We start from the raw sequence: 24,740 nt of genomic DNA, 5'->3' as shown, positions 1-24,740 counted from the left end.
CTTATGCAATGCTAACTTCAGCCGGGTTAGCTTGGGGAATATTGGTGAAGGGGCGAGCCACGCATGAACAACGGTGACGCGGCTCTGTTGGCACCGCAACCTCGGATCGACGAGGAGACGCTCAGCCGGTTCGCCACCTGCTGTCGGGCCCTGGGCATCCCCGTGTACCAGCGGCAACGGCCCGCCGATCTGGTTGCCGCCCGCACCGGTTTCGCCGCGCTGACCCGTGTCGCGTACGAGCAGTGCGATGCCTGGACCGGCCTGGCCGCTGCCGGCGACCAGTCACCGCGGGTGCTGGCCGCCGTCTCGCAGACGGCCGCGAGCGCCGGGGCGCTGCAGCGCCGACTGGACCTGCCGCAGGGCGCGCTCGGGTTCCACTACGACACCGGGCTCTACCTGAAGCTGCGTGCCACCGAGGCCGATGACTTCCACCTGGCGCACGCCGCCCAACTGGCGATGGCGGGCCGCTGCGCGGAGGCGAACGAGATCGTCGCCGAGATCACCGCGCGGCGCCCGAGCTGGAACGACGCGCGCTGGCTGGCGATCTCGGTGAACCACCACGCGGGACGGTGGTCGGACATGGTCAAGCTGCTGACCCCGATCGTCAACGACCCCGACCGCGACGAGCTGTTCAGCCACGCCGCCAAGATCGCGCTGGGCGTCGCGCTGGCCCGGCTGGGCATGTACGCCCCGGCACTGTCCTACCTGGAGGAGCCCGACGGCCCGATCGCCGTCGCGGCCACCGACGGGGCACTGGCCAAGGGGCTGATCCTGCGGGCGCAGGGCGAGGACGAGACGGCCGAGGAGGTGCTGCAGGACCTCTACGCCGCTAACCCGGAGAACGAGCAGGTCGAAGAGGCCCTGCTGGACACCAGTTTCGGGATCGTCACGACCACCGCGGCGCGGATCGAGGCGCGGACCGACCCCTGGGACCCCGCGACCGAGCCGAGCGCCGAGGACTTCATCGACCCCGCCGCCCACGAACGCAAGGCCGAGCTGCTGGCCGAGGCCGAACGCGAACTCGGCGAGTTCATCGGCCTGTCCGAGGTCAAGAACCAGGTGCAGCGGCTCAAAAGTTCGGTCGCCATGGAGGTGGTGCGCAAGCAGCACGGACTGGCCGTCGGCCAGCGCACCCACCACCTGGTGTTCGCCGGGCCGCCCGGAACCGGTAAGACCACCATCGCCCGCGTGGTCGCCAAGATCTACTGCGGCCTGGGGCTGTTGAAGAAAGAGAACATCAAAGAGGTGCACCGTGCCGACCTGATCGGCCAGCACATCGGTGAGACCGAGGCCAAGACCAACGCGATCATCGACAGTGCGCTGGACGGCGTGCTGTTCCTCGACGAGGCCTACGCCCTGGTGGCCACCGGCGCCAAGAACGACTTCGGACTGGTGGCCATCGACACACTGCTGGCGCGGATGGAGAACGACCGTGACCGGCTGGTGGTGATCGTCGCCGGCTACCGCGCCGACCTGGACCGGTTCCTGGACACCAACGAAGGTCTGCGGTCACGGTTCACCCGCAGCATCGACTTCCCGTCCTACCAGCCGCCGGAGCTGGTCGAGATCGCCTACAAGATGGCCGAACAGCGCGACAGCCGTTTCGAGCCGGCGGCGCTCGAGGAGATGCAGGCGTTGTTCCACCAGTTAGCCGAGGCGTCGCACCCCGACGCCAACGGCATCGCCCGGCGCAGCCTGGACATCGCCGGCAACGGCCGGTTCGTGCGAAACCTGGTCGAACGCTCGGAAGAGGAGCGCGAGTTCCGGCTCGACCACTCCGAGCAGTCCGGTACCGGGGTGTTCACCGATGAGGAGCTCATGACCATCACGACCGAAGACGTCCGTTACTCGGTGACGCCGTTGCTGCGTGGCCTGGGACTGGAGGCGAACGCGTGAGTGCCACGCAATCCGACCGGCCCGAGGAGGAGCGGCGCTCTTTCGCATCGCGCACCCCGGTCAACGAGAACCCCGACCGCGTCGAATACCGGCGAGGGTTCGTCACCAAGCATCAGGTCAGCGGTTGGCGCTTCGTGATGCGCCGGATCGCCTCGGGCGTGGCCCTGCACGACACCCGGATGCTGGTGGAGCCGCTGCGCTCACAGGCGCGCGCTGTGCTCATGGGTCTGCTGGTGCTGGCCACCGTCGCCGGTGGCTGCTTCGTGTTCACCCTGATCTGGCCCAACAGTGCCGCTGCCAACGACCCGGTACTGGCGGACAAGTCGACGTCGGCGCTGTATGTCCGGGTCGGCGAGCAGTTGCACCCGGTGCTGAACCTGACCTCGGCGCGGTTGATCGCCGGCCGCCCGGTCAATCCCACCGCGGTGAAAAGCGCCGGGCTGGACAAGATCCCGCGCGGCAACCTGATCGGCATCCCGGGAGCTCCGGAACGGATGGTGCAGAACACCAGCCGTGACGCGGACTGGACGGTGTGCGACTCGGTGGCCGGCTCGGAAGCCGGGGTCACGGTGATCGGCGGGCCGCTGGGCAACGGCGGCTCCCGCGCCGGTGCCCTCGACGCGCACCAGGCGGTGCTGGCCGACAACGGTTTCGGAGCATGGCTGCTCTGGGAGGGCAAACGCAGCCGGATCGACCTGGCCGACCGCGCCATCACCGGCGCGCTCGGACTCGGAGAGAAGGGCGCCGCCGTTCCCACACCCCGCTCGATCTCGACGGGCCTGTTCAACGTGATCCCGGAGGCGCCCCCGCTGACTGCGCCGGTGATCCCCGGCGCCGGCGACAAGCCGTCGTTCGACCTGCCGGCGGACGCGCCGGTGGGCGCGGTCATGGCCGCGCACGCCCTGGAGGGGACCGAGCAGGGCACCCTGCGCTACTACGCGGTGCTGCCGGACGGCCTGCAACCGATCTCCGGCGTGCTCGCCGCGGTGCTGCGCAACACCGACTCCCACGGGCTGGACCGGCCGCCGCTGCTCGGCGCCGACGACGTCGCCCGGCTACCGGTGTCGCACGCACTGGATGTCTCCCGCTTCCCGGAGCAGCCGGTCAGCGTCATCGATTCGGTGGCCGACCCGCTCACCTGCGCGCATTGGAGCCGGCCCGCCGGGGCCAGCACCAGCTCGCTGACGCTGCTGGCCGGCTCGTCGCTGCCGCTGCGCGACGGTGTCCGGACCCTGGATCTGGTCGGCGCCGGAGTCGGCGGGACCGCCGCGCGGGTCGCCCTGGCACCGGGCACCGGCTACTTCGTCCAAAGCGTCAGCGCCGATCCGACCGCCGACCACTCGGCGGGACCGCTGTTCTGGATCTCCGACACCGGCGTGCGCTACGGCGTCAACACCGAGAGCGGAACCGCCGGTAGCGACGGTGACACCGTGGCTGCGCTGGGGCTGAGCCAGCCGGCGGTGCCCATCCCGTGGTCGGTGCTGTCGCAATTCGCCCTCGGTCCCACGCTGTCGCGCGCCGACGCCCTGCTGGCCCACGACGGGCTGGCACCGGATCAACGACCCGTTCGCCGCGCCACCACCGAGTTGGGTGCAACCAACGGGGGAGAGACCCGATGAGCCGACTGATCTTCGAGGCCCACCGCCGGCTGCCGGCGCCGCCCACCGACAAGGGCACCATCACCATCGAGCCGCCACCCGAATTGCCGCGGATGGTCCCGGCGTCGTTCCTGCAGCGGGCGCTGCCGGTGGTGATCGTGATCCTGATCGTGGGCATGGTGATCGCGATGGTCGCCACCGGTATGCGGCTCATCTCCCCGGTGATGCTGTTCTTCCCGTTCGCCCTACTGGTAGCGGCGGCAGGCATCTACCGCGGTGGCGACAAGAAGACCCGCACCGTCGAGGTCGACGCCGAGCGCGCCGACTACCTGCGCTACCTGTCGGTGGTCCGGGACAACATCCGGGGGTCGGCCGCCAAACAGCGGGCCGCCGCGGAATGGTCGCACCCCGACCCGTCGGATCTGGCCGCCGTCCCCGGCTCACGCCGGCAATGGGAGCGCGACCCACACGACGAGGACTTCCTGGTGGTGCGCACCGGCCGTCATTCGGTGCCGCTGGCCAGCCCGGTGCGGGTCACCGACACCGCCGACGAGATCGACCTGGAGCCGGTGTCGCACAGCGCTTTACGCAGCCTGCTCGACACCCAGCGCACGGTGCGCGACGTGCCCGTCGGCCTGGATCTGACGAAGGTCTCCCGGATCACCGTGCTCGGTGAGGGTGACACGGCCGCCGATGACGTGCGCAGCACGCTGCGGGCCTGGGTCGCCCAGGCCGTCACCTGGCACGACCCGACCATGCTCGGGGTGGCGCTGGCTTCGCCCGGTCTGGAAACCGCGGACTGGTCATGGCTGAAGTGGCTGCCACACGTCGACATCCCCGGCTCCGTGGACGGCGTCGGCCCGGCGCGCTACCTGGCGTCGGGCCCCGAGGAGTTGGCCGCGCTGCTGGCTCCGGCACTGGCCGAACGCCCGGCGTTCACCGGGGGGCCGGCCGAGACGGCGCGGCACCTGCTGGTGATCATCGACGACCCCGATTTCGACGTCGCGGCATCGTCGCTGGGCGCCGCGCGTGCCGGGGTCACCATCGTGCAGCGCAGCAGCGTCGCGCCGAACCGCGAGCAGTACTCCGACCCCGAGCGGCCGATCCTGCGCATCGCCGGGGACGCCGACGGGGCAAGCCGAGCCCGGGCCATCGACCGCTGGCAGACCGGCGGCTGGCAGCGCTACGTGGATCACGCCGATGCTTTGACCACCGACGAGGCCGCCCACCTGGCGCGGCGGCTGTCGCGCTGGGACTCCAACCCGACCCACGCCGGGCTGCGGTCGGCCAGTACCCGCGGCGCCACCTTCACCACGCTGCTGGGCATCCCCGACGCCTCGCGGCTGGACGTGCCCGCGCTGTGGGCGCCGCGGAACCGCGACGAGGAACTGCGGGTACCGATCGGCGTCACCGCGACCGGCGAGCCGCTGATCTTCGACCTCAAGGACGAGGCCGAGGGTGGCATGGGGCCGCACGGCCTGATGATCGGCATGACCGGGTCCGGCAAATCCCAGACCCTGATGTCGATCCTGCTGTCGCTGCTGACGACGCACTCGGCGGATCGGCTGATCGTGATCTACGCCGACTTCAAGGGTGAGGCCGGCGCCGACATCTTCCGGCACTTCCCGCAGGTCGTCGCGGTCATCTCCAACATGGCTGAGAAGCGCTCGCTGGCCGATCGGTTCGCCGACACGCTGCGCGGCGAGGTGGCACGGCGCGAGTTGCTGCTGCGGGAGGCCGGCCGTCGGGTGCAGGGCAGTGCGTTCAACTCGGTGACCGAGTACGAGTCCGCGATCGCCGCGGGCCACGATCTGGCCCCGATCCCGACGCTGTTCATCGTCGCCGACGAGTTCACGCTGATGCTCGCCGACCACCCGGAGTACGCCGAGCTGTTCGACTACGTCGCGCGCAAGGGTCGATCGTTCAGGATTCACATCCTGTTCGCCTCGCAGACCCTGGACGTCGGCAAGATCAAAGACATCGACAAGAACACCTCCTACCGAATCGGCCTGAAGGTGGCCAGTCCCAGCGTCTCTCGCCAGATCATCGGGGTGGAAGACGCCTACCACATCGAATCCGGCAAGGAGCACAAGGGCGAGGGCTTCTTGGTGCCCGCCCCGGGCGCGGCGCCGATCAAGTTCCGCAGCACCTACGTCGACGGCATCTACGACCCGCCGCGGCAATCCAGAACCGTTGTGATGCACGCGATTCCAGAGCCCAAGCTGTTCACCGCAGGACCGGTGGCCTCCGGCGAGGAGACCACCGTGGTGGCCGAGGCCGAAGATGAGACGCACGCCCCGCCGCGCAAGTTGATCGCGACCATCGGCGACCAGCTGGCCAACTACGGGCCCCAAGCGCCGGTGCTGTGGCTGCCCCCGCTGGACGAGCCGATCCCGCTGGTCTCGGCGCTGGCTCGAGCCGGCATCGGCGAGCGGCAGCTGCGCTGGCCGCTGGGCGAGATCGACAAGCCGTTCGACATGCGTCGCGATCCGCTGGTGTTCGACGCCCGCTCGGCCAGCGGCAACATGCTCATCCACGGCGGGCCAAAGTCTGGGAAAACGACTGCGCTGCAGACCTTCATCATGTCGGCGGCCAGCCTGCACTCGCCGCGCGAGGTGACCTTCTACTGCCTGGACTACGGCGGCGGCCAACTGCGCGGGCTCGAGGACCTGGCGCATGTGGGCAGTGTCGCCTCCGGGCTGGAGCCCGAGCGGATCCGGCGCACCTTCGGTGAACTGGAGCAACTGCTCACCGCCCGCCAGCAGCGGGAGGCGTTCCGCGACGGCAGCATCGGTTCGCTCAACGACGGGTACGGCGAGGTCTTCCTGGTCATCGACAACCTGTACGCCTTCAGCCGGGACAACACCGACCAGTTCAACACCCGGAACCCGTTGCTGGCCAAGGTGACCGAGCTGGTCAACGTCGGCCTGGCCTACGGCATCCACGTGGTCGTCACCACCCCGAGCTGGCTCGAGGTGCCGTTGGCGATGCGCGACGGACTGGGCTTGCGCCTGGAACTGAAGCTGCACGACCCGCGGGACAGCAACGTCCGGGTGGCGGGCGCACTGACCCGGCCCGCCGAGGCGGTGCCCGCCAACCAGCCGGGCCGCGGCCTGACGATGGCCGCCGAGCACTTCCTGATCGCCGAACCGGACCTGGGTCAGATCGCCGAGATCAACGCCCGCCACCCCGGTCTGGCGGCGCCGCCGGTGCGCCTGCTGCCGACGAACCTGGCCCCGGAAGAGGTCGGGACGCTGTGGTCCGGCCCGGAGCGGATCGTGATCGGTCAGCGCGAAGAGGACCTGGCTCCGGTGGAACTCGACTTCACCGCCAACCCGCTGGTGATGGTGCTCGGGGACAACAAGTCCGGCAAGACCACCCTGCTGCGCCACATCATCCGCACCGTGCGGGAGAACAGCACCGCCGAGCAGGTCGCGTTCACGGTGTTGGACCGTCGGCTGCACCTGGTCGACGAACCGTTGTTCGCCGACAACGAGTACACCGCCAACGTCGACCGGGTGATCCCGGCGATGCTGGGCCTGTCGGCGCTGATCGGCTCGCGCCGGCCGCCGGCCGGGCTGTCGGCCGCGGATCTCGCCGGATGGACCTACGAGGGACACACCCACTACCTGATCATCGACGACGTCGACGCCATCCCGGATTCCCCGGCGCTGACCGGCCCGTACGCGGGTCAACGGCCGTGGACCAACCTGATCGGGCTGCTGTCGCAGGCGCAGGACCTGGGGCTGCGCGTGATCGTGACCGGCCGGGCCACCGGGTCAGCGCACGCTCTGATGACCAACCCGCTGTTGCGGCGCCTCAACGACCTGCAGGCCACCACGCTGATGTTGTCGGGCAACCCGGCCGATTCCGGCAAGATCCGCGGCCAACGGTTCGGCCGGTTGCCGGCGGGCCGGGCGATGCTGCTCGGCGACAGCGATGAACCCACCTACCTACAGCTGGTCAATCCATTGTTCAGCGAGAGCCTGACGCGCTGACGCGCATCGAAGGGAAGGAGAAACAGCCATGACTCTCAACGTGGTTCCCGAAGGCCTTGCCGCCGCCAGTGCAGCGGTCGAGGCGTTGACCGCCCGTCTGGCGGCCGCCCAGGCCGCCGCCGCCCCGCTGATCACCGCGGTGGTGCCGCCGGCGGCCGACCCGGTCTCACTGCAGACCGCCGCGGGCTTCAGCGCCCAAGGGACCGAGCACGCCGCGGTGGCCGCCCAGGGCGCCACCGAGCTCGGTCGCGCGGGCGTGGGCGTCGGTGAGTCCGGCGTCAACTACGCCGCCGGCGACGCGGCAGGTGCGTCGAGATACTTCATGGGGTCGCGCGGCTGATGATTTCCGCCCCGGTCTGGATCGCCTCCCCCCCGGAGGTGCATTCGGCAATGCTGAGCAGCGGCCCCGGCCCGGGTCCGCTGCTGTCGGCTGCCGGGGCGTGGAATGCGCTGAGCGTCGAGTACGCCTCGGTCGCCGACGAACTCACCGCGCTGCTGGGCGCGGTGCAGAGCGGTGCGTGGCAGGGCCCCAGCGCCGAGCAGTATCTGGCGGCGCACGTGCCGTACCTGGCGTGGCTGGGCAAAGCCAGCGCGGACAGTGCCGGGGTGGCCGCACAGCACGAGGTGGCGGCATCGGCCTACGCGTCGGCGCTGGCGACGATGCCGACACTGGCCGAGCTGGCCGCTAACCACATGACCCATGGCGTGTTGGTCGCCACCAACTTCTTCGGCATCAACACCATCCCCATTGCGCTCAACGAAGCCGACTACGCCCGGATGTGGGTCCAGGCTGCCACCACCATGAGCACCTACCATGCGGTGTCCGGTGCGGCACTGGCGTCGGCGCCGCGCACCGTACAGGCGCCGCCGGTGCTCAAAGCCGACACCGCGCAGCCGGCCGCTGACACGTCGTCGGACATCGGGGATTTCTTCACCCGGCTGTGGGATCAACTGGTCCAGTTCTTCACCGACCCGATCGGGGTGATCCGCGAGATCCTCAGTAGCCCCGGTGCCCTTGTCACTTGGTTCCCATTGCTCTTCTTCATTGCCTACGAGGCTTTCTTCATCCCGTTCGGCTGGACCTTCTGGTCGCTGTTGTTCGCCAGTGCGGCGCTGGTGCCGATCCTGCTCGGAGTGGGGCTGGGCCACCTCGCCGACATGCTGGGCGGGGAGCTGGCCCCCGACGGCGACCTGAAGCCGGTGCCGGTCGCGGTAGCCCCGTCCGGCGACCGGGCGACTCCGGTGGTGGCCGGTTTCAGCCCGAGCGTCGCCACCCCCGGTGCTGCGAGCGTTACCGCTGCACCGGCCACGCCGGCGGCGGCACCGGCGCCCGCGGCGGGCGGGGCCATCGGATTCGGCTACCTGGTCGCCGGTGGCGACCCCGGTACCGGGCTGGGGCCGACCCTCACCGAGCGCAACAAGGCGCAAGCACCGGCCTCGCGGGTGCCCGCGGCTGCGGCGGCGGTGGGCGCCTCGGCTCGGGAACGGTCTCGCGCGCGGCGGCGCCGGCGCGCCGTGCTGCACGACCACGCCGATGAGTACATGGACATGGATTCAGGCCCGGCCGGTCCGGTCGATGAGCCGGCGTCGGCCGCGGGCTCGGATCGTGGTGCCGGGGCGCTCGGTTTCACCGGAACCGTGGGCGGGCGCGGTACCGCGGCCGCGTCGGGGCTGACCACCCTGGCAGGCGACGGATTCGGAGGCGGGCCGGGCGTGCCAATGCTTCCCGAAACCTGGAGTGAGAACGAACTTTCCGGCCCGGATCCGGAAACAGAACCGAAGAAATAGATGGAGAAAGGAGTGCGGCGATGAGTATGTTGGATGCCCATATTCCGCAGTTGGTGGCCTCGGAGTCGGCGTTTGGGGCGAAGGCGGCGTTGATGCGGTCGACGATGGCGCAGGCTGAGCAGGCGGCGTTGTCGGCGCAGGCGTTTCATATCGGTGAGGCGGCGGCGGCGTTTCAGGGTTCGCATGCGCGGTTTGTGGCGATGGCGGCGCGGGTGAATGCGCTGCTGGACATGGCGCAGCTGAATCTGGCTGATGCGGGCAGTACTTATGTCGCGGCCGATGCGGCGGCGGCGTCGGGTTACACCGGGGTTTAGAAGGGGTTTGTGTGATGTCGCAGATTATGTACAACTACCCGGCGATGTTGGCCCATGCCGGGGAGATGAATGGGTATGCGGGCACGTTGCAGGCCGTCGGTGCTGATATCGCCAGTGAGCAGGCGGCGTTGCAGGCGGCGTGGCAGGGCGATACGGGGATGACGTATCAGGCCTGGCAGGTGCAGTGGAATCAGGCGATGGAGGAGTTGGTGCGGGCGTATCACGCGATGGCGATGACGCATGAGACCAACACGTTGATGATGAACGCCCGCGACACCGCCGAAGCCGCCAAGTGGGGCTAGCCGCCATGTTCTGCTCGACGAAGGAAGGCCGCCGGCGTGAACTGGGGGACTGAACCCAACGCTGCCGAACTGACGGTCGAGCAAGCTTGGTACATCGCGGAAACCATTGGCGCCGGGTCTTTCCCGTGGGTATTGGCGATCACCATGCCCTACACCGACGCCGGGGAACGCGGTGCGTTCATGGCACGCCAGCGCGAGGAACTGACCCGGATGGGAGTTGTCTCGCCGGACGGCACGATCAACGCGTATGTGGCCGAATGGATTCGGGTGGTGTGCTTCCCGGATCGTTGGCTGGATCTGCGTTACGTGGGTTCACCGTCCGGCGGGGCAGACGAGATGCTGCGCGGCATCGTGGCGCGCCGCGACCCCGGCAGTGCCAAGCCCACCCGGACGGTGGTGGCGCTGCGCAACGCCCAGTTGGTCACCTTCACCGCGATGGACATCGCCGACTCGCGGCTGCTGGTCCCGGTGCTCGGCGCCGGTCTGCGGCAGCGCCCGCCGGCCCGATTCGACGAGTTCACCCTGCCCGCCCGGGTCGGGGTGCGCGCCGACGAGCGGCTGCGCGCCGGCGCCGCGCTCGGCGAAGTTCTTGATTACCTGGGTATTCCAGCATCAGCGCGACCGGTCGTGGAGTCGGTGTTCGCCGGCCCGCGCAGCTACGTCGAGGTTGTCGCGGGCTGCGCCCAGAACGGCCGGCACGCCACCACGGAGGTCGGGATGAGCTTGGTCGACACCGAGCAGGGCCGCATCCTGGTCACCCCGTCGCAGGCCTTCGACGGCGAATGGGTGTCGACCTTCCGGCCCGGAACCGACTTCGCGACCGCCGTCGCGATCGAAGAGCTGACCGCCACGCTGCCCGAGGGCCAGTGGTTCCCCGGTCAGCGACTGTCCCGAGATTTCACCACCCAGCTGTCCTAGCAGAGAAAAGAATAGAGAACACCAATGACCGAAGCTCCGGTGCTGACCAGTGCCGCCATGCCGATCGTCCGTATCGCGGTTCTGGCCGACAGGCGGCTGACCGAGATCGCCGTCCCCGCGGAGTTGCCGCTGCGCGAAATCCTGCCGGCGGTGCAACGCCTGGTGGCCCCGGACTCCGGTGACTCGGCTGATTCAGCCGATCCGGGCACCGGTGTGACGACCCGGCTGAGCCTTGCGCCGGTCGGCGGTGCACCGTTCAGCCTGGACGCCAGCCTGGACACCGTCGGGGTGGTGGACGGCGACCTGTTGGCGCTTCGGCCCGTGCCGGTCGGCCCGGCGGCGCCCGGCATCGTCGAGGACATCGCCGACGCCGCGGTCATCTTCTCGGCGTCGCGCCGTAAGCCGTGGGGCGGCAACCACATCCGGCGTGGCGCACTGGCCGCCGGGGCGGCGCTGATCTTCGCGGCCACCGGCCTGGCCACCGCGCATCGGGCGCTCACCGGCGAACCGGCCGGGTTGCTGGCCACCGTGGCCATCGCGCTGGTGACCGTCCTGGCGGCGCTGCTGTGCCGGACCCGGTCGGCCGAGGCGGCGCTGACGCTGTCGATCGCGGCGCTGGTGCCGGTAGCCGCAGCAGGCACCCTGGCGGTACCCGGACTGTTCGGCCCGGCGCACGTGGTGCTGGGCGCCGCGGCGGTCAGCGCGTGGTCGCTGATCTGTCTGATCCTGCCGCCCGGCGGCGGCGGTGAGCGCGGGATCGCCTTCTTCACCGCGGCCGTGGTCGCCGGGGTCGGCGTGCTGGCGGCGGCCGCCGTCAAAACCTTCTGGGAGCTGCCGTTCCTCAGCCTCGGTTGCGGGCTCATCACCGCTTCGCTGCTGCTGACCGTTGCCGCTCCGCAACTCTCGGCGCTGTGGGCGCGGCTGCCGCTGCCGGTGATCCCGGCGCCGGGCGACCCGACCCCGTCGGCGCTGCCGCAACGCGTGCTCGAGGACCTGCCTCGCCGCGTTCGGGTCACCGACGCCCACCAGACCGGCTTCGTCGCCGGCGCCGTGTTGCTCGCCGTACTCGGCTCGGTAGCGATTGCCTTTGCGCCCGAAGGCCTTTCGGGCTGGGCGTGGTACGTGGTCGCGGGCATCGCGCTGGCCTCGGTGCTGCGCGCCCGGGTGTGGGACTCGGCGTGGTGCAAGGCCTGGCTGCTGGCCCAGCCGCACCTGACCGCGGTCGTGCTGCTGGCCTGCTACGCCGCGACCGGCCGGTTCGCGGCCGCCTTCGGCGCGGTGGTGGTGCTGGCCGCCCTGGTGGCGGTGTGGGTGGTGGTCGCGCTGAGCCCGACGGTCGCATCGCCGGACAGCTACTCGCTGCCGGTGCGGCGGTTGGTCGGCTTCCTGGCCTCCGGCGTCGATGCCACCTTGATCCCCGTCATGGCCTACCTGGTCGGCATTTTCGCCTGGGTCCTGTCTCGATGACCGTTGCCGACACGCACAGCTGGAGCCGAAGGGCGGTCCGGGGGGCCGGGATCACGGCCCTGGCCGCGCTGCTGACCAGTGCCCCGGCGCTGGCGATCACGCCGCCGACGATCGACCCGACGGTGCCGCCACCCAACGGTGCACCCGGCCCCGTCGCGGCGATGGAGCAACGCGGCGACTGCGTGAGTTCGGGCGTGCTGCCCGGCAGCGACGTCGGCACGGCGACCGCCGGACAGCGGATGCTCGACCTGCCCGCGGCGTGGCAGTTCTCCCGCGGCGAGGGCCAGACAGTGGCCGTCATCGACACCGGCGTGCGGCCGGGCCCGCGGCTGCCGGCGGTGGACCCGGGCGGTGACTACCTGGGCACCACCGACGGCCTGACCGACTGCGACGGTCACGGAACCCTGGTCGCCGGCATCATCGCCGGCCAGCCCGCGCCGGAGGGCCAGGACGGTTTCACCGGCGTGGCCCCCGCGGCGCGACTGCTGTCGCTGCGTACCGCCTCGGCCTCGGTCTCGCCGCGGTTGGCCGGGGACGACCCTCGAACGGCCCGGGTGGTCACCGACATCACCGCGCTCTCGCGGGCCATCGTGCACGCCGCCGACCTCGGCGCCCGGGTCATCACCATCTCGACCACCACGTGCCTGCCGGCCGACCGCAACGTCGACCAGACCGCCCTGGGCGCGGCGTTGCGCTACGCGGCGGTGGAGAAGGACGCGCTGATCGTGGCTGCTGCCGGCGACAACGGGCAGACCGGGTCGGTCGGCGGCGGGGGTGAGGCGTGCGAGTCCAATCCGCTCACCGACCTCAGCCGCCCGCACGATCCGCGCAACTGGACGGGCGTCAGCTCGCTGTCGGTGCCGTCGTGGTGGCAGCCCTACGTGCTGTCGGTGGCGTCGCTGTCCTCGAACGAGCAGCCGTCGAGCTTCACCATGGCCGGGCCGTGGGTCGGCGTCGCCGCACCCGGGGAGGGCGTCGTCTCGGTCAGTAACCGCGACGACGGGGGTCTGGCCAACGGGCTTCCCGGGAACCAGGGCAGGCTGGTGCCGCTCACCGGCACCGGCTACGCCGCCGGCTACGTCGCGGGCGTGGCCGCGCTGGTTCGCAGCCGCTACCCCGACCTGAACGCCATGCAGGTGGCGCACCGGATCGTCGCCACCGCCCACAACGGCGCCCGCGCACCGTCGGCTCTGGTGGGCGCCGGGACCGTCGACGCGGTGGCCGCCCTGACGTGGGAATTGACACCGCTCGCGGATCCGGCTTTCTCCCCGTCGAAGAAACTGTCCCCCCCGCCGGCCCCGCAACCGGAGGACCCGGCGCCGCGGATCGTGGCCTTCGCCGGAACCGCGCTGCTGGGCGGGCTGGTCGTCGCCGTCGCTGTCGGCGCCGCAGCGGCCGCCCGCCGACGAAAGGAAAACCAGCTGTGAGCCCGTACCGTTCCACCATCCCCCGGCCCGGCCCGGCCAGAATCGCACTGGTTCTGCTCGCCGTCGTGCCGGCACTGCTGGCCTACCCCTGGCCGACCCCCCGGGACCGCTGGGTGCTCGCCGTGGGGGTCGCGGTGGCGATCGTGCTGCTGAGTTGGTGGCACGGCCTGCACCTGACCACGATCGTCCGGCGCCGGCTGGCCATGTCGCGTTCGAGCCGCGGCACACACACCGACCGGCGAGCGGTCTCCGGGGCGCGGACGACGTCGGCACTGCGGATCGCGGCCGCGGCCGCCGGGGATACGTTGCCGCTCTCGGTGATCGCCGGCTACCTCAACCGGTACGGTCTGCAGGCCGACGCCGTGCGCATCACCAGCCGCGGCACCCGGCCGGAAGGCGGTGCCGATGAAACCGACACCTGGATCGGTCTGACATTCTCGGCCGCACGGAATCTGGCCGCACTGCAGGCCCGCTCGCCGGAGATCCCGTTGCAGCGCACCGCTGACATCGCGGTGCGCCGGCTCGCCGACCATCTCCGCGAGATCGGTTGGGACACCACGCTTGTCGCCGCTGACGAGATCCCTCCGCTGATCGACTCGGGCGCGCGGGAGACGTGGCGGTCCGTGGTCGACGGCTCGGGTGAGCACGTTGCCGCCTACCAGGTCGCCATCGACGCGGCGCTGGGGGACACGCTGAGCCGGATCCGGGCCTCGAACGCCGGAGAGACCTGGACGGTACTGGAATTCGCCGACGACGGTGGCCGGCGGACCGTCGCGGCCGCGTGTGCGCTGCGTACCGGGTCGGCGCCGGGCGGCGCGGCCCCGCTGGCCGGTCTGGTTTCCGAGCAGGGCAAGCACCGCAGCGCGCTGCTGAGCCTGCATCCGCTCTCTGGCAGCCGCCTCGACGGCGGTGCGGTGTTGGCGGACGACGAGCTCGCCGGGCTGCGGTGGCCCGTCGCGGCGTCGGACGTGGCAGCGCGCTAGCGGGTCGCCGCCGTCAGGTCATCGGCGTCAGAACATGTATCCGCGCAGAAATGCGGTCATCCGGCGCAGGTAGGTCGGCTGGCTGACATGCAGCACGTGGTTCCCCGGGAACCAGTGCAGCGCACATCGATCCCAGTGCCGCCAGAGCATCTCGGACTGCTCGGGCGGTGCCAACCGGTCACCCAGGCCGGTGATGATCAGCCGGCGGTCCTTAGCCACCAGCGGCGGGTAGTTCAGCGGCGAATGGTACGCCGTCGCGTCGGTGAACGCGCCGTGGTCGACCCGGCCCAGCAGTTGACCGGCCTGTACCACCTTGTTGGCCGGGAACCAGTCGCGGATCTCCGAATCGACCGAGACCACTGGAACATTCGGGATCACCGCCTGCAGCCGGGGCTCGACCGCGGCGAGCAGTGCGCTGGTGTAACCGCCCAATGACAGGCCGGTCAACGCGATGCGGTCGACGCCGGTGAACTCCAGATAGTCGACCACCGAGCGGAAATCGTGGACGGCTTGGGCCATCGCCTCGGCAAAACCCGCCATGCCGTGCGAGAAGATACCGTATCCGCTGAAGGGCGAGTACTTCTCGGCGCGCCGGCCGTGAAACGGCAGGGTGAACAACACGACGTCGTAGCCGGACCGGTAGAACCACGGCAGTGAGAAGAACAGGCCGTTGAACAGATACGCCGATCCCATGAAACCGTGGATGACGCACAGCGTCGGCCGCGGCCCGTCGTCGTGACGCCAGTGCTGAAACCGCGCGATATTGTTCTGGCCCAGAGTGTTCCAAGAATCCCTCATGGCCGGGTTGACGGCTTCGAAGCCGCTGTGGAACGACACGTTCTCCACCGTGCCGCGCGCCACCCGCTCAGCGAGCGGGTTGGCCCGCCGCGAGCAGATCCGCGGCAGCGTCGTCGGCGCCGGAAAGGATCTGGCCGGGTCGCCTGCTGCGGCCAACTCGGCGTAGAACGCCAGTCGTTCCCGTTCCCGCCGCGACTGTTCGCGCCCGATCGCGGTGGTCAGCACCGACGGAATCATCGACGCCGCGACCATGGATGCGACCGCGGTTCGCAGGCCGATATCGGCGAACGCCGACGCGTCGACGATCAGCTTGTCCCGCAACGACAACTCGCTGCGCTCGGGCAGGCCCCTCGGGCCCGCGTCGGCGCCCGGAACATCGGGGACCGGGATGGACGGAGTGGCGTCAGTGGTCACGGTCGCCGGCCTTTCTGTCAAGCGGATGGTAGCGCGATCTCGAACAATCGGGCGGCATTGTCGTAGAGCACGCCCCGCAGCCAGCCGTCGTCGATGCCGGGAACTGCGGTGACGGCGGTCAGTGCGTCGCGGTACCGGTACGGGATGTTCGGAAAGTCGCTGCCGAATACGATCCGCTCACCGGCGTCACGCAGTCGCGCCTGCTCACCGGCCGGAAAGGGCATCATTTCGTCGACGAACGCGGTGAACGCCATGGTGGTGTCCAGGTGCACAGCGGCCGAATCCAGGCAGATGTCGAGGAATTCACCGTATTCGGGCATACCCATGTGCGCGACGATCAGCGGCAGCCGCGGGTGACGGCGCAGCAGTCGCCGAACCGGTTCGGGACCGGTGAACCGCCCGGGTTGTGGTCCGGAGCCGCAGTGGGTCACGACCGGGATGCCGGAATCGGAGATCATTCCCCAAACATCGTCGAGTAGCGGATCGTTGGGGTCGTAGTCGCCGACCTGGATGTGTGCCTTGAACAGCCGGGTGCCGGCGTGGATGGCCGCACCGACGTAGTCGGCCGCCCCCGGCTCGGGGTAGAACGTCGCAGTGGACAGACAATCCGGTGTCTCGCGGGCGAATTCGGCCGACCATTGGTTCAGCCATGCCGCCATCTGCGGCTTGTGCGGATAGACCAGTGAGGTGAATCGGCGCACTCCGAAAAACCGCAGTGTCTCGACACGGTGGGCCTCGTCGGTGCGGTAGGTGATGGGCCAGCTGCGTCCCACCATCGGGCCTGCCGAGTCGAAGTAATTCCACACCTTGTCCATCACCGGTTTCGGCATGAAATGGGTATGCACGTCGATGATTCCCGGCAACCCGAGCCCGGACCAGATCCGCTGGACCGCGGCCGCCTCGTCGTCGCTCATGGTTGCTCCCAGCTGTTCTCGGAGATGAACTCGCTCAAGGGTTTCCGGTAGGCCCAGTCGTCCAGTTCCAGCGCCGGCCGATCCGGAAACTCCGGAACCGGGCCCAGGCACAGGATCGCCACCGGCTCCGCGTCGGCGGGCATACCCAACAGTTGCGCCAGCGGCCGCGGTTCGAACAGCGAGACCCACCCCATGCCCAGCCCCTCGGCGCGGGCCGCCAGCCACAGGTTCTGGATGGCGCACGACACCGATGCCAGGTCCATCTGTGGCAGCGTGCGGCGGCCGAAGATGTGGGCACCTCTGCCATCGCGCAGCGCCACCACCAGCAGTTCGGCGCAGTCGCGGATGCCTTCCACCTTCAGTGCCAGGAACTCCTGTTCGCGCCGCCCTAGCGCGCGAGCGGTGCGGTGACGTTCCTCGTCGACCAGCGTGTGGATGCGTTGCCGCAGGGTGTCGTCGGTGATCCGGACGAACCGCCACGGCTGCATGAGCCCCACGCTGGGCGCGGCGTGCGCCGCGGCCAGCAGGCGTGTCAGCACGTTCGCGTCGACGGTGCTGTCGGGAAGGAAGCGGCGCATGTCGCGCCGTTCGGCGATCACCCGGTAGACGGCTCGGCGCTCCTGCGCGGTGAAGGACGGATCAGCCACGCGATCATGGTAGGAGTCACACGAAGGGATGCCCGCCATGAAACGTTCGGAACTGCTGGATCAGCTGTCCGCCGGCTCCACCGGTGCGCTGGTCTACGGCGAACCGCACCAGACCCCCGACGGCGCCACGGTCATCACCGCCACCCGCATTCAGGCCGGCCGCGACGGTTCGGCGGTGACCGCCACGCCGCTGGGCGTCATGGTGATCCGCGGTGACAAAGCCAAGTGGGTGGCCGCCGTCAACGCCGACCGGATCGCCTTGGTGGGAGTGCTCACCGGCCTGGTGTCGGCGGTGATCGCATCGCTGGCGGTGCTGCGCCGCCCGCCCTGGCCGGACCTGCGGAGCGTCGGCGTGCGGCGCGATCCGACGTCATGAGGCGGTCGGCGGCGCGCGCCTCCGCACTGGTCTCGGTCGTTGTCGCGGCGGCGGTCTGTGCCCTGATGCTGGTGGGCTACCGGCAGGGCTGGGGCTGGCTGGCCACCGTCGATGCCGCGGCGCTCGACGCCAGTTACGACATCGGGGTCAAACACCCGGCGTGGGTGCGGTTCTGGGACGGGTTGTCCACCGTCTTCGCACCGGCCGTGTTCCGGGTGCTGGCCATGGTGGCGGTGGTGGTCGCGTTGCTGCGGCGCCGGTTGCGGCCGGCACTGTTCCTGTTGCTGACGGTGGAGTTGAGCGGCCTGCTGACCGCCGCGGCCAAGGCCTCGGTCGACCGGCCCCGCCCGGTGACCGCGTTGGCGACCGCATCGTCGTCGTCGTTTCCGTCCGGGCACGCGCTCGGGGTGACGGTCGCGGTGGGTGCACTGCTGGTGCTGGTGTGGCCGGTGCTGCGGGGCAGCGCCCGGGTGGTGGCCGTCGGCGGCGGTGCGCTGGTGGTGGCCGCAGTCGGCATCGCCCGGGTGGCGCTGGGCGTGCACCATCCCTCCGACGTGCTGGCCGGCTGGGCGCTGGGCTGGGCGTATCTGACGGCCTGGGTGCTGTTAGTCAAACCGTGGCAGGCTTGAGGAGATGACCAGCTATGACGCCGACCCGGTAGGGGCACTCGTGTGCTCGCGTAAGGGCTGCAGCGCCGCCGCGACGTTCGGCATGCTGTGGAACAACCCGAAGCTGCACACCCCCGAACGTCGCAAGGTGTGGCTGACCTGTCCCGAGCACCGGGAGTATTTCCGTGGCTATCTGTCGTCGCGTGGTCTGCTCAAGGACGAGGCGCCGGTCGAAGACCTACCGCGCCGTGCCGAACCGTGACCCGGCGCGCCGGGACCGGTGTTTGACCCTCCCGCGGCACCCGCCGATGATGAACCGATGCGCCGACTGCTGAGCGTGTTCTGCGCTGCCCTGTGCACCGCCGCCACGGCGCTGGTGGCGGCGCCCGGCGCCCAAGCCGATGTCACGCCGTGGTTTGCGCGGTCAGTGGGGAACGCGGCCCAGGTGATCTCGGTGGTCGGGGTCGGCGGTTCCGACGCCAAGATGGATGTCTACCAGCGCAGCGCGACGGGGTGGCAACCGGTGGCGGCCGGCATACCCGCCCACGTCGGTTCCGCCGGGATGGCGCAGCAGGCCAAGAGCGGCTACCCCGCTACCCCGATGGGCGTGTTCACGCTGCCGTATGCGTTCGGCACCGCGCCGAATCCCGGTGGGGGACTGCAGTATGTCCAGGTCGGTCCGGACCACTGGTGGGACGGTGACGACCACAGCCCGACTTTCAACACCATGCAGGTCTGCAAGAAGCAACAGTGCCCGTTCGACACCGGCGAGAGCGAGAACCTCCAGATTCCGCAGTACAAGCATGCGGTGGTGATGGGCGTCAACACCGCCCGCACCCCCGGTGACGGCGCGGCATTCTTCTTTCACACCACCGACGGCGGCCCGACTGCGGGTTGCGTGGCCATCGACGACGCCAAGCTGGTGCAGATCATCCAGTGGCTGCGCCCCGGGGCGGTCATGGCAATCGCGCAATAGCGCGCCGGTGACGGTCCTTACACCTCCGCGCAGTAGGTGGCTCGCGCGATACCGACGAATTGCGATGCCTTGGTCAGGGTCAGGCTCGGATTGGCGTTCTTGACGCCCTTGGCCGCCTGATTGACGCTGTGTCCCTCGGCGATGTACCGGCATACCGCCTGACCGCCGGCCACCGCGTCGGCCGGGTTCGGGTAGGAGATGCCCATCTGGTCGAGTGCGCCGAGGAAACCGGCGTCGCCGGGTTCGGCGGCGGCTGGGGCGGCCAGCCCTATCAGACCTGCCATCGCGAACACCGCCACCGTGGGTTTGCGAGCCCTCATCGTGTCCTCCGTCGGCCGGTTAGTCAGTTGGGGCAGTACGAAGTTCGCGCGACCATCACGAATCGGGCGGCGTTTTTCACTGACAAGCCGCGGTTGGAGATCCGCAGCGCGCGGGCGGCGCCGTCGGTCTGGTGTCCGGCGTGCAGGTAGTCACAGACCTGGCGTCCGACGGCCATGGCCTCCTGCGGGTCGGTGTATTCGATGCCTGCCTGGTCGATCGCGTTGAGGAACGCGACATCCGGATCAGTATCGGCGTGTGCCGGCGCGCCGAGCCCGACCAGCGCAGCGGCGCTGATCGCGGTCAGAATCCATCGTGCGTGCTTCACAGTGTTGAAAGCATCGCGGCCCGGGATTAATCACCACCTGCCATGACGTGAATAGCGGGTGAACACCAACCGTCTGATCTGCATCGGCGCTACCTCGGCGGCGACCGGCCGGTCCGGTGCGCCGCAGATTTCATCGACGCGCCACTGTGCTGACCACCTGACCGTAACCCCGAGTTCACTTCGGCGGCGTTTCCTCATCGCCGGGTGACTTCTCGGAGAACTACAGGCGAACTGTGGGTTAGCTGCTAAGGGGCTGTGATGTACCTGGACTATAGTGTTCTGCCCCCGGAGATCAACTCCGGTCGCATCTACTCAGGGCCCGGGTCCGGATCAATGCTGACCGCCGCGGCGGAGTGGGAGCAGCTGGCCGCCGAACTGCACACCGCCGCGGCCGGATACGACTCGGTGACGTCGGGGTTGGCCGCCGGCTCGTGGGCCGGCCCGGCCGCGGCCGCGATGGCTGCTGCCGCCCAGCCGTACGTGACGTGGCTGCGCGGCACCGGTGCGCAGGCGGAGCAGACGTCACGACAGGCCGCGGCCGCCGCGGAGGCGTATGTGACGGCGCTCGCGACGGTGGTGCCACCGCCGGTGATCGCGGCCAACCGGGTCCTGCTCAATGAGCTTGTCGCCACCAACTTCTTCGGACAGAACTCCCCGGCGATCGGTGAGGCCGAACGCCAGTACGCCGAGATGTGGGCCCAGGACGCCGCCGCGATGTACCGCTACGCGAGTTCTTCGGCTGCCGCGTCGACGCTGACCGCATTCGGTCAGCCGCCACCGACGACCAACGCGTCCGGCCAGGCCGCTCAGTCCGCGGCGGTGACCCAGGCCGGCGCCACGGCCGCCGGCAGCGGCGCCACCGACGGGGTGTCGGGTCTGCTCACCTCGGTGACGTCGATCATCGGTCAGTTCTCGCCGTTCACCGGGCTGGCGACGCAGGGCATGAGCGCCACCATGACGGGTTGGTCTGGCACCGCGAACATGCTCAGCAATATCAACAATGGCATCGGTCTGGCCGCCTTCACGGCCGAAAACCCGGGCGGCTTGGGCGAAATCCTCAACCCGCCGATGATCGGGCCGGCCGGTTTGGGCCTCGGCGGGTTGGGCCTGGGCGGTGGCGGTCTGGGTGGTGGCTTGGGCGGCGGTGGCTTGGGCGCCGGGCTGTCGGCGAGCGCGGGCAGCGCGTTGCGGATCGGGGGATTGTCGGTGCCGCACGGCTGGGCGATGCCGGCCACGCTGGCTTCAGCCGTCGGTCCGGCCGGGGCGGCCCTGCCTGCCCCGGGGGTGCCGGGGGCCGTTGCCGGCGGCCTGCCGGGAACGGCATTCGGCGAGACCATGCTCGGCACCCTCGCGGGTCGCGGCCTGGGCGCAGCGACGTCTCGCGCCGTTTCGAATCGACGCACGGTCGTGCCCCGACCGCCGGCCGCGGGCTGAGTGGGAGCCGGGGTGGATTTCGCGCTGCTTCCCCCGGAGGTCAATTCCGGGCGGATGTACACCGGCCCCGGGGCGGCGCCGATGCTGGCGGCGGCCTCGGCCTGGGATGTCCTTGCCGCCGACCTGGAGGTGGCCGCCGTCGGGTATGCGGAGGTGATCGCGAGCCTGACCGGCCACGAATGGTCTGGCCCCGCATCGGCGGCGATGGTCAATGCGGCGATGCCGTACGTGGCGTGGCTGCAGGCCAACTGCGTCAAGGCCGAGCAGACCGCCATCCAGGCCAAGACGGTGGCGGCGGCCTACGAGGCCGCGTTTGCCGCGACCGTGCCGCCGGCCGAGGTGGCCGCCAATCGGGCATTGCTCGCGGCGCTGGTCGCCACCAACTTCCTGGGCCAGAACACTCCGGCCATCGCCGCCACCGAAGCGCACTACGGCGAGATGTGGGCGCAGGACGCCGTCGCGATGTACGGGTATGCAGCGGTTGCTACGCCGGCCAGCGCCCTGCCGACCGTGGACCAGCCGCCGCGCACCACCAACCCGGCCGGCCCCGGCGTTCAGTCCGCTGCGGCCTCACATGCGGCCGGAACCAGTGCTCATGCACACCTCAATGGCGCGATACACAGCGTGCTGCACCAACTATCGACATCGAGCGGCACGTCGGGTACGTCGTCGGAGTCGCTGGCCGATCTGCTGAATCCGCTGACGCCCTATACCAGCGTCGCCGCCAGCGGGATCAGCTTCGACTCCAGCATGTACACCGTGGTCAGCAACGGCGCCGGCTGGGGACGGCTGTTGTTCGTCCGCGGTGGCGTCGAGGGTGCGTTGACGTTCGAGGGGCTGGGCCCGCGCGGTGTGCTGTCGTCGTCCACGACGCCGGCGGTCGGTGCCGGCATGGGCCGGGCGGTCCCGGTCGGGCGACTGTCGGTACCGCCGAGATGGGCCAGCGCGGCACCGCAGCTGCGGGCGACCGCATTCACCCTGGCCGCTGCCGACGCCCCGGCCGTCACCGCTTTGCCGCCGGGCACGGCGTTCCACGAGGCGCTGATGGGAACGACCGCCGGGCAGGGCGCAGTGACCGACACCAGTGGTGCTCGCGGCCAGAAGACGGGCAAGAAGAACGAGGAGCAGGACGGCCAGCCCATCACCACGCTGACCAACGGCAACGGCTGGTTGGCGTCATCCTGGGCGTATCACAATCGACTGCGGGAGGGGCAGCCGCTGCCGACCCATTGGCGCACCGGGCCTTCAGACCAGTCCGCGTAGGTTATCGGCGCTCGCGCTCCAAGTAGTGGCTGACCATGTCGATCAGTGCCCGCCGTTCGGCTTGCCAGTCGAATTCGCCGCCGACGATCATCTGTGCCAACACGATTCCCCGCAGCGACGCCCAGATCACCTCGACCACACCGGAATCCGCCGGATCATCGGAGACCAGCACGCCCAGCCGGTTGATCGCGGAGTTCATCTGCAGCAGGTGCTCGTGGGACTGCTCGCCGAGGCTGCCGCGGGTGGCTCGCAGGATCTCGAACGCCGCCAGTGAGGTCGGGCTGGCGTAGCAGCGCCACGCGGTGTCGACGACGGCCTCGATGCGCTGCCGCAGTCCCAGTCCGCCGACGTCGACCGCCGACAGGCTCGTCAGCAACCGGGCGACGCCGTCGTCGACCACGGCCATCAGCAGCCCGTTGCGGTCGCCGAAGTGGTACTGGATGACGCCCCATGTCACCCCGGCCCGTTCGGCGACGTGCTTGGCGGTGGCCGCGCCGAAGCCCTCGTCGGTGATGCAGCGCACCGTCTCCTCGATGATCCGGGCACGAGTGTCGTCGCCGCGCTTGCGGGGCGCGGTGGTCCGCCGGGTCGGTCCGGGAGACGCGGTGGTGCCAGCGGAAATACCCATTGTTGACTTTATAACATAGTCGGGTCTATTTTTTCTTCCGTGACCGAATCCAGGTATGCGTCGCTGTCGCGCGACGAGTTGGCCGTGCTGGTACCCGAGCTGTTGCTGATCGGGCACATGATCGACCGCTCCGGGATGGCCTGGTGCATCCAAGAGTTCGGCCGTGAGGAGATGCTGCAGATCGCCATCGAGGAGTGGGCGGGCTCGAGTCCGGTCTACACCCAGCGCATGCAACGGGCGCTGGGCTACGTCGGCGACGATGTGCCCACCATCTTCAAGGGCCTGCAGTTCGACATCGGCTCACCGCCGCAGTTCATGGACTTCCGCTTCACCGTCCACGACCGCTGGAACGGCGAATTCGAGTTGGCCAGCTGCGGCGCGTTGCTCGACGTGGAGCCGATGGGCGAGGACTACGTCTTCGGCATGTGCCACACCATCGAGGACCCGACGTTCGACGCCACCGCGGTGGCGACCAACGTGAAGGCGCAGTGCCGCCCCGTACACCGGCCGCCCCGCACGCCGGCGGACCGGCAGCCGCACTGCTGCTGGACCGTCATCATCGACGAGTCCTATCCGGACGCCCAGCCGATCCCCGCGTTGGCGGTGATCAGCGAAACCAACGCGGCCACCTGGCAACTCGGCGAGATCGATCCGGCCGCCGAGGGACTGTCGGACTACACCGGGCCGCTGCTGTCCGATGTCGACTTCACCGCGTTCTCCCACTCGGCACTGGTCCGGATCGCCGATGAGGTGTGTCTGCAGATGCACCTGCTGTACCTGTCGTTCGCGCTGGCGGTGCGCGCGCGGGCCGAGACCGACGAGCTGGCGGTCTCGGTGGGCCGCCGTCAGCTGACCGGGCTGGCAGGGCTGGGCGCGATGCGCATCAAGGACGCCATGCGGCTCTCCGACGACATCGCCGGGGCGCTGCGCACCTTCGAGTTGCACCCGTTGCTCAATCCGGCGGGCTACGTGCGCGCCGAGATCGGTGAGGACCGGATTGCGGTGCGTCGCTCACCTGCGCACGACGACGGTGCCTGGATTTCGCTGTGTTCGCCGGCCGAGGTCAACCCGTTGCAGGCCATCGCGACCGCGGTCAACCCGCTGCTGCGGGTGAGCGTCGGGGGGTCCGACGACGAGTGGACGGCACAACTGACCGAGACCGACACCGAGGCCAAGGAGTTGCCCGAGGTGATGGTGACCAAGGTCAGCGGCGGTGCGACCTTCCAGTTCCGCACCCGAAAGTCGTTGCCGCTAACGGTTGTATAACCCTATGGTCTCGGCGGTGGCGGCTCACCGGGCCGTGCCCCTAACGTGGTCACGACCCCTAGCCGTTGTCGATCCAAGG

Annotated in this window: 24 protein-coding genes; 18 read left to right on the top strand and 6 right to left on the bottom strand. The window is 69.8% G+C overall.

The window, feature by feature from the left end:
* Window positions 1-63: 63 nt before the first annotated feature.
* From eccA to eccE, 11 genes are read left to right on the top strand one after another with little or no spacing between them, the layout of a single operon-like run.
* Window positions 64-1,896, top strand: coding sequence for a type VII secretion AAA-ATPase EccA (gene eccA / locus G6N19_RS07610; RefSeq protein ID WP_193466091.1), 1,833 nt, complete (start codon window positions 64-66; stop codon window positions 1,894-1,896).
* On the top strand, window positions 1,893-3,515 hold the full coding sequence (eccB, locus tag G6N19_RS07605; RefSeq protein WP_193466090.1) for a type VII secretion protein EccB: 1,623 nt from the start codon (window positions 1,893-1,895) through the stop codon (window positions 3,513-3,515). Before eccA ends, eccB begins: the two co-directional genes overlap by 4 nt.
* Window positions 3,512-7,492: a type VII secretion protein EccCa gene (eccCa, locus tag G6N19_RS07600; RefSeq protein WP_193466089.1), complete on the top strand. Its 3,981-nt coding sequence runs from the start codon at window positions 3,512-3,514 to the stop codon at window positions 7,490-7,492. The genes eccB and eccCa overlap by 4 nt, the downstream gene beginning before the upstream one ends.
* Before the next feature lie 28 nt (window positions 7,493-7,520).
* The gene (locus G6N19_RS07595; protein ID WP_013827237.1) at window positions 7,521-7,832 is read left to right on the top strand and encodes a PE family protein; all 312 of its coding nucleotides are present in this window, start codon (window positions 7,521-7,523) and stop codon (window positions 7,830-7,832) included.
* 2 nt (window positions 7,833-7,834) lie between these two features.
* Window positions 7,835-9,280, top strand: a complete 1,446-nt coding sequence (locus G6N19_RS07590) for a PPE domain-containing protein (RefSeq protein ID WP_448425060.1) — start codon at window positions 7,835-7,837, stop codon at window positions 9,278-9,280.
* A gap of 20 nt (window positions 9,281-9,300) precedes the next feature.
* On the top strand, window positions 9,301-9,594 hold the full coding sequence (locus tag G6N19_RS07585) for a type VII secretion protein EsxS (protein WP_193466087.1): 294 nt from the start codon (window positions 9,301-9,303) through the stop codon (window positions 9,592-9,594).
* 14 nt (window positions 9,595-9,608) lie between these two features.
* The gene (locus G6N19_RS07580; protein ID WP_041316779.1) at window positions 9,609-9,896 is read left to right on the top strand and encodes a WXG100 family type VII secretion target; all 288 of its coding nucleotides are present in this window, start codon (window positions 9,609-9,611) and stop codon (window positions 9,894-9,896) included.
* 36 nt (window positions 9,897-9,932) lie between these two features.
* Complete coding sequence (locus tag G6N19_RS07575; RefSeq protein ID WP_013827239.1) at window positions 9,933-10,814, top strand: ESX secretion-associated protein EspG; 882 nt, start codon at window positions 9,933-9,935, stop codon at window positions 10,812-10,814.
* Between the two features lie 24 nt (window positions 10,815-10,838).
* Complete coding sequence (gene eccD / locus G6N19_RS07570) at window positions 10,839-12,281, top strand: type VII secretion integral membrane protein EccD (protein WP_269473692.1); 1,443 nt, start codon at window positions 10,839-10,841, stop codon at window positions 12,279-12,281.
* Window positions 12,278-13,708 (top strand): type VII secretion-associated serine protease mycosin, encoded by a 1,431-nt coding sequence (gene mycP, locus G6N19_RS07565; protein ID WP_083036537.1) that lies wholly within the window; start codon window positions 12,278-12,280, stop codon window positions 13,706-13,708. Before eccD ends, mycP begins: the two co-directional genes overlap by 4 nt.
* Complete coding sequence (gene eccE / locus G6N19_RS07560) at window positions 13,705-14,691, top strand: type VII secretion protein EccE (protein WP_193466086.1); 987 nt, start codon at window positions 13,705-13,707, stop codon at window positions 14,689-14,691. Before mycP ends, eccE begins: the two co-directional genes overlap by 4 nt.
* A 27-nt stretch (window positions 14,692-14,718) precedes the next feature.
* Here eccE and G6N19_RS07555 read toward each other — a convergent pair whose 3' ends face one another.
* Genes G6N19_RS07555 through bluB form a run of 3 tightly spaced genes read right to left on the bottom strand, consistent with a single transcriptional unit; the run spans window position 14,719 to window position 17,503 of the window.
* A complete protein-coding gene (locus G6N19_RS07555) occupies window positions 14,719-15,903 on the bottom strand; it encodes an alpha/beta hydrolase family protein (protein ID WP_193466085.1) in 1,185 nt (394 codons plus the stop codon).
* Between the two features lie 17 nt (window positions 15,904-15,920).
* On the bottom strand, window positions 15,921-16,817 hold the full coding sequence (locus G6N19_RS07550) for an amidohydrolase family protein (protein ID WP_193466084.1): 897 nt from the start codon (window positions 16,815-16,817) through the stop codon (window positions 15,921-15,923).
* A complete protein-coding gene (bluB, locus tag G6N19_RS07545) occupies window positions 16,814-17,503 on the bottom strand; it encodes a 5,6-dimethylbenzimidazole synthase (protein WP_193466083.1) in 690 nt (229 codons plus the stop codon). Before bluB ends, G6N19_RS07550 begins: the two co-directional genes overlap by 4 nt.
* Here bluB and G6N19_RS07540 point away from each other — a divergent pair.
* From G6N19_RS07540 to G6N19_RS07525, 4 genes are read left to right on the top strand one after another with little or no spacing between them, the layout of a single operon-like run.
* Window positions 17,502-17,840 (top strand): hypothetical protein, encoded by a 339-nt coding sequence (locus G6N19_RS07540; RefSeq protein WP_193466082.1) that lies wholly within the window; start codon window positions 17,502-17,504, stop codon window positions 17,838-17,840. The genes bluB and G6N19_RS07540 overlap by 2 nt on opposite strands.
* Entirely contained in the window at window positions 17,837-18,469 is a 633-nt protein-coding gene (locus G6N19_RS07535; RefSeq protein WP_193466081.1) for a phosphatase PAP2 family protein, read from the top strand. Before G6N19_RS07540 ends, G6N19_RS07535 begins: the two co-directional genes overlap by 4 nt.
* 4 nt (window positions 18,470-18,473) lie before the next feature.
* Window positions 18,474-18,710 (top strand): hypothetical protein, encoded by a 237-nt coding sequence (locus G6N19_RS07530; protein ID WP_193466080.1) that lies wholly within the window; start codon window positions 18,474-18,476, stop codon window positions 18,708-18,710.
* Window positions 18,711-18,767: 57 nt separating this feature from the next.
* Entirely contained in the window at window positions 18,768-19,424 is a 657-nt protein-coding gene (locus G6N19_RS07525) for a L,D-transpeptidase family protein (RefSeq protein ID WP_013827249.1), read from the top strand.
* Between the two features lie 17 nt (window positions 19,425-19,441).
* Here the strand turns inward: G6N19_RS07525 and G6N19_RS07520 are convergent, their stop codons facing one another.
* On the bottom strand, window positions 19,442-19,744 hold the full coding sequence (locus G6N19_RS07520) for a DUF732 domain-containing protein (protein WP_013827250.1): 303 nt from the start codon (window positions 19,742-19,744) through the stop codon (window positions 19,442-19,444).
* 23 nt (window positions 19,745-19,767) lie between these two features.
* On the bottom strand, window positions 19,768-20,070 hold the full coding sequence (locus G6N19_RS07515) for a DUF732 domain-containing protein (RefSeq protein ID WP_193466079.1): 303 nt from the start codon (window positions 20,068-20,070) through the stop codon (window positions 19,768-19,770).
* A 258-nt stretch (window positions 20,071-20,328) separates the two neighbouring features.
* Here G6N19_RS07515 and G6N19_RS07510 point away from each other — a divergent pair, with 258 nt between their 5' ends.
* Window positions 20,329-21,504 (top strand): PPE family protein, encoded by a 1,176-nt coding sequence (locus tag G6N19_RS07510; protein WP_232062565.1) that lies wholly within the window; start codon window positions 20,329-20,331, stop codon window positions 21,502-21,504.
* A gap of 12 nt (window positions 21,505-21,516) precedes the next feature.
* Window positions 21,517-22,767, top strand: coding sequence for a PPE family protein (locus G6N19_RS07505; RefSeq protein WP_193466078.1), 1,251 nt, complete (start codon window positions 21,517-21,519; stop codon window positions 22,765-22,767).
* A gap of 1 nt (window position 22,768) precedes the next feature.
* On the opposite strand, the gene G6N19_RS07500 is transcribed toward G6N19_RS07505, so the two are convergent.
* The gene (locus G6N19_RS07500; protein ID WP_013827254.1) at window positions 22,769-23,395 is read right to left on the bottom strand and encodes a TetR/AcrR family transcriptional regulator; all 627 of its coding nucleotides are present in this window, start codon (window positions 23,393-23,395) and stop codon (window positions 22,769-22,771) included.
* Between the two features lie 39 nt (window positions 23,396-23,434).
* Between G6N19_RS07500 and G6N19_RS07495 the strand changes: the two genes are divergently transcribed.
* The gene (locus tag G6N19_RS07495) at window positions 23,435-24,661 is read left to right on the top strand and encodes a hypothetical protein (protein ID WP_083036519.1); all 1,227 of its coding nucleotides are present in this window, start codon (window positions 23,435-23,437) and stop codon (window positions 24,659-24,661) included.
* Window positions 24,662-24,740: the final 79 nt, after the last annotated feature.

This window comes from Mycobacterium novum (genome assembly GCF_010726505.1).
Classification (GTDB): Bacteria; Actinomycetota; Actinomycetes; order Mycobacteriales; family Mycobacteriaceae; genus Mycobacterium; species Mycobacterium algericum.
Note: the sequence above shows the minus strand (reverse complement) of the source record. Positions and strands in the feature narration are given on the sequence as shown.